The organism is Candidatus Thiosymbion oneisti (assembly GCF_900092655.1).
In the GTDB taxonomy this organism is placed as follows: domain Bacteria; phylum Pseudomonadota; class Gammaproteobacteria; order Chromatiales; family Chromatiaceae; genus Thiosymbion; species Thiosymbion oneisti.
This window is the reverse complement of the sequence record NZ_FLUY01001615.1, coordinates 1-469: the sequence shown is the minus strand read 5'-3', so window position 1 is coordinate 469 and position 469 is coordinate 1. Positions and strand designations below refer to the sequence as shown.

Genomic DNA, 469 nt, shown 5'->3' with positions numbered 1-469 from the left:
GTCGATGCCGATGGTTTCTCCACCCACCAGATCCAGCTCGCGGCACAACACAACGAAATCTCGGTTCGCCGCGCGCAGGGCGGTCCTGTTCACGCGCCGAAACTCAGCGATGGTGCGGTAGCTTGGGACCAATCCCTCCAGCCGCCAGATCAGCTCCAAGTTACGTCGCCACTCACGCTCCAGACGCCGCGAGCTGCGCACCCGATTGAGATAGCCGTAAAGATACAGTTTGAGCAGCAGGCCCGGATCGAACCCCGGCTGACCGGGCGTCAGATCGCCGCCGCTCTTGGTAAAGCCCAACTCCGGCAGGTCACGCGTATCAACGTAGGCATCAATCGCCCGAACGAGGTTGGTCTCGCTGACGTAATCTTCCACCCGCGGCGGCAGGAGAACTTCCTGGGCACGGGCTACCCCTCGCTTGTAACGTCTCGCCATGAAGGTCAGCCCCTCGGTTCGAGCTCAGCTGGTA

At 62.0% G+C, this 469-nt stretch carries 1 protein-coding gene; it reads right to left on the bottom strand.

The window, feature by feature from the left end; all coding sequences use genetic code 11:
* The coding region (locus BQ17_RS16440) for a transposase (protein ID WP_141699333.1) at positions 1-435 on the bottom strand (435 nt) is incomplete at its 3' end.
* Positions 436-469 lie beyond the last annotated feature (34 nt).